This window comes from Algibacter amylolyticus (assembly GCF_014202225.1).
Taxonomy (GTDB): Bacteria; Bacteroidota; Bacteroidia; order Flavobacteriales; family Flavobacteriaceae; genus Algibacter_B; species Algibacter_B amylolyticus.
In genome coordinates, this window is sequence record NZ_JACHGE010000003.1 from 288,541 (window position 1) to 294,899 (window position 6,359).

The following is a 6,359-nucleotide window of genomic DNA, read 5'->3' on the forward strand; positions in this document are numbered from 1 at the left end:
ATGGCGGTAAAACGAATTGAAATAATGGATACGACATTGCGCGATGGTGAGCAAACCTCGAGCGTGTCGTTTTCTGCTTCTGAGAAACTTACAATTGCTAAGCTTTTACTTGAAGAGTTAAAGGTAGATCGTATTGAAATTGCATCGGCACGTGTGAGTGAAGGTGAACTTCAGGCGGTTAAAGATGTTACCAATTGGGCATCTAAAAACAACCATTTACAAGCGGTTGAAGTTTTAACTTTTGTTGATAAAGGCGTGTCTATTAATTGGATGCTTGAAGCAGGAGCAAAGGTTCAAAACCTATTAACTAAAGGTTCGTTAAATCATTTAACTCATCAGCTTAAAAAAACTCCTAATCAGCACTTTAGCGAAATTGAAGAGAATATTCAATTAGCTGAAAAGCATGGTATAGCTACCAACGTTTATTTAGAAGATTGGAGTAATGGTATGCGCAACTCTAAAGCTTACGTTTTTGAGTTTTTAGAGTTTTTATCTAGGCAACCCGTTAAGCGTATAATGCTACCTGATACATTAGGTGTTTTAACCCCACAGGAATCTTACGATTTTATAAAAGAAATAAAGGATTTATATCCGAATTTACATTTTGATTTCCATGCGCACAACGATTATGATTTGGGCGTATCGAACGTTATGGAAGGTTTAAAAGCTGGTGCCGATGGTTTACATTTAACTGTAAACGGTATGGGCGAACGTGCAGGAAACGCGCCTATGGCAAGTAGTATTGCTGTAATTAACGATTTTATGCCAGAGATAGAAATTGGTGTAAACGAAACGTTTTTATTTACCATTAGTAAATTGGTTGAAACTTTTTCGGGTGTAATGATTCCATCTAACAAACCTGTTGTTGGTGCTAATGTATTTACACAAACAGCTGGTATTCATGCCGATGGCGATAATAAAAACAACCTGTATTTTAGCGAGTTAATGCCAGAACGTTTTGGTAGAACACGCCAATATGCATTAGGAAAATCGTCGGGAAAGGCCAATATACAGAAGAATTTACAGGAATTAGGACTTCAGCTTAATGATGAAGACTTAAAGAAAGTAACCCAACGAATTATTGAGTTGGGCGATAAAAAACAAGTGGTTACCAAGGAGGATTTACCATATATCATTTCAGATGTTTTAGATAGAACTTACGAAGAGAAAGTTAAGGTAAATAGCTATGTTTTAACACACTCTAAAGGTTTAAAGCCATCTACAACAGTTTCTATTACTATAAATAATGAGACTTTTGAAGAGAGCTCGCAAGGCGATGGACAATTTGATGCTTTTATGAATGCCATTAAAAGGGTGTTTAAAAAGAAGAAATTGGAGCTGGCCGCTTTAATTGATTACGCGGTTAGAATACCACCAGGAAGTAACTCGGACGCTTTGTGTGAAACGATTATTACTTGGAGAAATAGTAGTGGCGAATTTAAAACGCGTGGTTTAGATAGTGACCAAACGGTATCGGCAATAAAGGCTACTGAGAAGATGCTGAATATTATTGTGAGTTAGAACGTATGACGGATTACTGAAAACCGAGGACTATAACTAAAGCCTGCAAACTTGCCCGCGTTAGGGATTGAACGGCATGTTTGAGCTCGCCGACGGTAGGAGGAAGCGAGTAGTGAAAGCCCGACTTTTTGCGATCCTGCGAGGTTTTTAAAACCTTGTAGGTATGAGTGAAAAGGAACGCCCAAATGCTCGAATAAAATCGGGACACTTAGAGTAACAAAAATTATAAATTAAAGATTAAAATAAATAAAGATGAAATTTAATATTGCAGTTTTAGCAGGTGATGGCATTGGACCTGAAGTAATGGATCAAGCTCAAAAAGTTAGTGAAGCGGTTGCAAAGAAATTTGGACATGAAATTACGTGGAAACCAGCATTAACAGGTGCGGCGGCAATTGATGCGGTTGGAGAACCTTACCCAGATAGTACGCATCAAGTTTGTTTGGCTTCGGATGCTGTTTTATTTGGTGCTATTGGTTTGCCAAGATTTGATAATGATCCTTCGGCAAAAGTTAGACCGGAAAATGGTTTGTTACAAATGCGTAAACAACTTGGTTTATTTGCTAATTTACGTCCAACATTTACGTTTCCATCGTTATTGGATAAATCGCCATTAAAACAAGAACGTATTGAAGGTACCGATTTGGTGTTTTTACGTGAGTTAACTGGTGGTATTTACTTTGGTGAAAAAGGTAGAAGAGACGGTGGAGAAACCGCTTTTGACAACTGTGTTTATACACGTGTTGAAGTACAACGTTTGGCTAAAAAAGGTTTTGAATTAGCAATGACACGTTCTAAAAGATTATGTTGTGTTGATAAGGCAAACGTTATGGAAACGTCTCGTTTATGGAGAGAAACTGTTCAGGCTATGGAAAAAGATTATCCTGAAGTTGAAGTAAGTTATGAGTTGGTTGATGCAGTTGCTATGCGTTTGGTACAATGGCCAAATAGCTACGATGTGTTAATTACTGAAAACTTATTTGGTGATATTTTAACGGATGAGGCTTCGGTTATTTCTGGATCTATGGGATTAATGCCATCGGCATCTATGGGGTCTGATATTTCTTTATTTGAGCCAATACACGGGTCTTACCCTCAAGCAACTGGTTTAAATATTGCTAACCCAATGGCTATGGTTTTATCTGCTGCCATGATGTTTGAAATAGCATTTAACTTACCGGAAGAAGGAAAAGTAATTAGAGATGCTGTAAATAAAGCTTTAGCTGAAGGTATTGTTACTGAAGATTTAGCTGATGGTGGAAAAGCATACGGAACTAAAGAAGTTGGCGATTTTTTAGCTGCTAATATCTAGAGTTAAACGATTTAATAGTATATTATTGAAAAGGATTCTGTATTTTAATACAGAATCCTTTTTTATTACTATGAAAATAAACTTACTATTAGTTTTTGGTTTTTTATTACAATCTACATTCGCTCAAAATATAGGAGATTTTACCTCCGTAGCAAGTGGTGTAAGAACATCTGAATTTATAATTCCATCTACACACTCCTTTCAAAGTATTATAGAGGTTGGCGATGCTTTAACTGAAGGAGGCACTTTACAGAGAAATCCTGATTTTACGGGCTACGTACCAATTGCTAACAGTAGTGTTAATGGCTATTTGAGTATTAATTCTGAAATTTATCCTGGAGCCGTAGCCATTTTAGATATTAACTTTAATGGCACCACAAAATTTTGGGAAACAACATTTTCTGAAGCCGTAGATTTTTCTTTGGTAGCAGGTACGGCTGCTAATTGCTCGGGAACTGTTACCCCTTGGGGCACGATTATTTCTTCGGAAGAATTACCTATTTCTACCGATAGTAACGGTGATTCTTATAATGATACTGGTTGGAATGTTGAAATTGATCCGGTTACTAAAACCGTAATAAACAATCAGAAATTATGGTCCATGGGAAATTTTTCTCATGAAAATGTGGCTATCCACCCTAATCATAGAACGGTTTATCAAGGCGCAGATGTAATAGTATCTGGGCAGCTAGGTTATCTTTATAAGTTTGTTGCTACACATGCTCAAGATTTAAACGATGGACTACTTTATGTTTATAAAGGCTCTAAAAATGGTACAGGACAATGGGTTTTATTACCAAATACAACGATAGCTGAACGTAATGATACTTATGCAAGAAGTGGTGCGGACCCCGACATCTCGGACAGTGACACTAATTACGCCAATGCGACGGTATTTAATGGAGTAGAAGATGTTGAAGTTGGTCCAGATGGTTGGGTGTATTTTGCTGTTAAAGGTGCTCCAGATAGGCGTGTTTATAGATTTCAAGATTCAGATCCTTTAGAAACTACAAACTCTGTGGTAATTATGGAAACCTTTGTGGGAAATACTGATGCAAATCAAAATATAGAATATAATATAAATGATGGCACTAGCACGTCAGCAGTCGCATGGGGTGGTGGCAGCGATAATTTAGCTTTTGATGACCAAGGTAATTTATGGGTTTTTCAGGACGGAGACGAGCATTATATTTGGGTTGTAAAACAAGGACACACGCAAGCGAACCCTAAAGTGGAATTATTTGGTAGAACTCCAATTGGATCAGAGCCAACAGGAATTACATTTTCTCCTGATTATAAATATTTATTTATGTCTATTCAACATCCAGACTCTGAAAATGTAGCAAACCAACAAGATGCAGAAGGCAAAATTTTAGATTTTAATAAAGGGACGGTACTAGTAATTTCGCGTAATGAAAACTTTGGTACCACATTACATACTAAAAGCGCTATTCTGAAGGATTTTAAAATAATACCAAACCCTATAAAGTCCATTAAAAAAATTAAGGTTGAAGGCTATCAAATTAATAATATTAAATTATATACGATTTTAGGCAAAGAACTTTTAAATCAAGATTATAATGATTTAAATAAAATAGAATTGGACCTTAAGCGTTTAACTTCAGGACTATATATTATCAAGATTAATAACGCTACCAGTAAAAAAATAATTATAGACTAAGATCATTAGTTTTAAAGCTACTACTACTTGGTAACTCAAAAATTTCCAAATAGAAATAGGGCAGGGCAGCAATAAGATGATCGAAGACACTCGTGATTAATTTAAAATCAAAACCCTTTTTACAACCCATTAACAAGGGTTTATGTCAAGTTATTCACACTAAATATTTAGATGAAATCATATAAAAAAAGCGTGAACTCTAATTTAGAATTCACGCTTTTTACAAACTATTTTGAAATTTATAAATACTATTTTTTAATTATTAGTTTTTTAGAAACTCCATGAGTTGCTCGTACCAAATACATACCCTCACTTAAATCGCCAACATAAATAATAGCTTCGTTACTAGCCGTTGTTTTAAATGTTTTTATAATTTGACCTAATTGAGTTATAATTTGAAAATCTCGATCTGAACTAGACTTAATTTGAATATAATCCCTACTAGGATTTGGGTACATTGAGAATTTAGATTGATTCTTGAATGAATCAATACTTAAGGAAGATACACTAACACATATAGACTCTGCCGAGCAACTTCCATTAGTAATTACTACTTTATAATCACCATTACTGGTTGCAGTAAAGCTTTGATTTGTTTCTCCTGCTAATAAAGTGTTTGGGCATGAATACCATTGGTAAGTTGCACCTGCTTGATCTGCTGTTAATATATTTGTGTTTTGAGTAATATTGTTATCAATCATAATTGGTTCTGTAATATTAACCGAAGTATCAGAAGTACATCCGTTAGCATCAGTAACCGTTAGGTTATAAATTCCAGCAACAACACCAGTAATGGTAGCGGTAGTAGCACCGTTACTCCATACATAAGTATATGGCGCAGTGCCACCAGTTTCAGTAACTGTTGCAGCTCCATTAGCACCTCCATTACAATCAATATTTGTTTGTGAAGTAATAGATGCTGTTAAAGTAGTTGGTTCAGTAATAGTAACCGAAGTATCAGAAGTACAACCTTTAGCATCAGTAACCGTTACATTATAAGTTCCTGCGGTAACACCAGTAATAGTAGCGGTAGTAGCACTGTTACTCCATACATAAGTATAAGGAGCAGTTCCTCCAACTTCAGTAACTGTTGCAGCCCCATTAGCACCTCCATTACAATCAATATTTGTTTGCGAAGTAATAGATGCTGTTAAAGCAGTTGGTTCTGTAATTGTAACCGAAGTATCAGAAGTACATCCGTTAGCATCAGTAACCGTTACATTATAAGTTCCAGCAACAACACCAGTAATGGTAGCGGTTGTAGCACTGTTACTCCATACGTAAGTATAAGGCGCAGTTCCTCCAATTTCAGTAACTGTTGCAGCTCCATTAGCACCTCCATTACAATCCATATTTGTTTGCGAAGCAATTGATGCTGTTAAAGCAGTTGGCTCTACAATAGTAACCGAAGTATCAGAAGTACATCCGTTAGCATCAGTAACTGTTACATTATAAGTTGCTGCGGTAACACCTGTAATTGTAGCGGTAGTAGCACCGTTACTCCATGTGTAAGTATAAGGCGCCGTTCCTCCAGTTTCAGTAACTGTTGCAGCCCCATTAGCACCTCCATTACAATCCATATTTGTTTGCGAAGCAATTGATGCTGTTAAAGCAGTTGGCTCTACAATAGTAACCGAAGTATCAGAAGTACATCCGTTAGCATCAGTAACCGTTACATTATAGGTTCCTGCGATAACACCTGTAATTGTAGCGGTAGTAGCACCGTTACTCCATGCGTAAGTATAAGGTGCAGTTCCTCCAGTTGCAGCAGCAGTAGCCTCTCCATCAGCAGCACCATTACATGAAATTTGAGAACCATTATAATTAGATGTAATTGCGGAACTTG

Annotated in this window: 4 protein-coding genes; 3 read left to right on the forward strand and 1 reads right to left on the reverse strand. The window is 36.4% G+C overall.

Annotation, left to right across the window (positions count from 1 at the left end; all coding sequences use genetic code 11):
- The 3 genes from HNQ90_RS08960 (at position 1) to HNQ90_RS08970 (ending at position 4,513) form a co-directional block, all read left to right on the forward strand.
- Positions 1-1,521 carry an alpha-isopropylmalate synthase regulatory domain-containing protein gene (locus tag HNQ90_RS08960; protein ID WP_144115864.1) on the forward strand — a complete coding sequence of 507 codons (1,521 nt, stop codon included), beginning with the start codon at positions 1-3 and terminating at the stop codon, positions 1,519-1,521.
- Positions 1,522-1,773: 252 nt separating this feature from the next.
- Entirely contained in the window at positions 1,774-2,832 is a 1,059-nt protein-coding gene (leuB, locus tag HNQ90_RS08965) for a 3-isopropylmalate dehydrogenase (RefSeq protein WP_144115863.1), read from the forward strand.
- Positions 2,833-2,902: 70 nt separating this feature from the next.
- Complete coding sequence (locus HNQ90_RS08970; RefSeq protein ID WP_144115862.1) at positions 2,903-4,513, forward strand: alkaline phosphatase PhoX; 1,611 nt, start codon at positions 2,903-2,905, stop codon at positions 4,511-4,513.
- A gap of 248 nt (positions 4,514-4,761) precedes the next feature.
- Here HNQ90_RS08970 and HNQ90_RS08975 read toward each other — a convergent pair.
- On the reverse strand, positions 4,762-6,359 hold a 1,598-nt coding region (locus HNQ90_RS08975), incomplete at its 5' end, for a T9SS type A sorting domain-containing protein (protein ID WP_183822314.1).